The organism is Longirhabdus pacifica (genome assembly GCF_004115085.1).
Classification (GTDB): domain Bacteria; phylum Bacillota; class Bacilli; order Paenibacillales; family DSM-105158; genus Longirhabdus; species Longirhabdus pacifica.
Genome location: NZ_QXJP01000052.1, coordinates 1 through 1817 on the forward strand (window position 1 = coordinate 1; position 1817 = coordinate 1817).

The window sequence follows — 1817 nt, forward strand, 5'->3', positions numbered from 1 at the left end:
CGTTTTACTGTCCCTGGCATAGATTTTAAATTATACCATTGCTGTGTCTCAGGATCATATACTTCCGCTGAGTAGTCAGGAGAACTAGCATCTAATACGTAAAGCTTCCCGTCTTTTTCTACTGCGTCTACTTCTAATCTTTCATATATCATATCCATTTCAGGCACAGCTTCCCATTTATCTTCCGCTACGTTATACTTTGTTACATCATCATAGAAAAATGGTTCTGTAATTCCACCGGTATCTGGATGTGTTATTGCTGTATTTAACCCTCCAATAGAATATATGTCATTGTTGTATACTATAAGTCCATTACGATGTAAAAGAAAGTTCAAAAACTTCTTTTTCGTCCATGTATCATTAGCAGGATCATACTCATAGAATATTCTTCTAACGGTATCCATTAAATAAACTTTATCATCTAATACGACAGCCTTACCATCAAAACTTGCCTCTGGCATCGGCCCTGCCAATCTCCAAACATCTTCTTCTACATTATAAATTTGAACTGTATCGGTAGGTGTTTTTCCGCCTCCACCGAATATATAGATTTCTCCATTGATTTCCACTATCCCAAAGCACTCTTTAGGCGCAAACATAGGAGCTGCTGTTGTCCACGTGTCTGTTTTTGGATCATACACCTCGACAATATCTGTAGCAGGACCTAATTTATATCTTGCTCCACCTATCGTGTAAATTTTTTCATCTACAATAATCGTACCAAAACCATGACGTGGTGTAGGCATGGGTGTTCCAGACTGCCATGCAGTTGACTGTGATTGCAATGCTTCTTCATCATATAAACCTTTTTCATCTGTTACTTCACTTACTAGGTTTAATTCACTTACTTCCATTTGATTCACTATTTCATGTTCAATAGGTGGTAGGTCCGTTTGTAATTGCTCCGCACTTACCGTCATCACAGGACTCATAACTAATGTTGTAACTAACGCTAATTTAGCTATCTTCCCTTTTGTCATCAAAATCCCACCTTCTTGTGTGTAGTTTGTTTGCTTTGGAAGCGTACTTATTTTATATCGGATATACAATTTTTGTGTTGTATCAGACTGTAGCACTAATTATCGACATAAAATGTAATTATGATATTCATTGCAAGTAGTGTATTGGATAGAATGAAAGGATATATAGGTTATTAGAATGTGTTATTAGCATTTGGTAAGAAAAAAATACATATAAAGAACTATTTCTATGTAGTTCATTAGTAACAATAAATTACCTATTTTTATTTTTCAATACATATATGGAAACGAAATAATAAAAAGATGATAAAATATATTATTTACATTAAATAACACTTAAAATAACTATATGAAATAATAGGTTTTGAATGAATCGTTACAACGAATGGATCATCATCAAATCGGAGGGGAATTGGTTCATCAACGATAAATACGAAACATCTAGTATTTTCTATCTAGGAGAAAGTCTTACAGAAGCAGGGACTTTCTCAAAAGTATTTTGAAGGTAGTGTAGCGTATTAGCCATGGAGAGGTGTAAAAAAACGCAAGAATGAACGAGACATTCTTGCGTTTTTGTTATGCATGTAGTCATCATACCTACTGCATATACTCACTCATTTTTAATGGTTACACTATAGGTAGATGAAAACTTATAGGCGTAACTTCTTCACTAACGCCAAATTGATTTACTGCTTCGATTTCGTAATAGTAGTAGCTGTTAATCCATACTCCGTCGTCTGTATACGTGGTTTCTTCAATTTCTGTAGCAATTTTCTCCCACTCACCGTTGTAGTTTCTTTTTCTATAAATATTATATTTAGTGTCTGCATCACCTGC

General features: G+C 34.6%; 2 protein-coding genes. Both read right to left on the bottom strand.

All coding sequences use genetic code 11. The features are described 5' to 3' along the window. A partial coding sequence (locus D1Z92_RS17005; RefSeq protein ID WP_370741319.1) for a Kelch repeat-containing protein occupies positions 1-980 on the bottom strand: 980 nt, incomplete at its 3' end. A 627-nt stretch (positions 981-1607) separates the two neighbouring features. Then, the coding region (locus D1Z92_RS17440) for a fibronectin type III domain-containing protein (RefSeq protein WP_164931696.1) at positions 1608-1817 on the bottom strand (210 nt) is incomplete at its 5' end.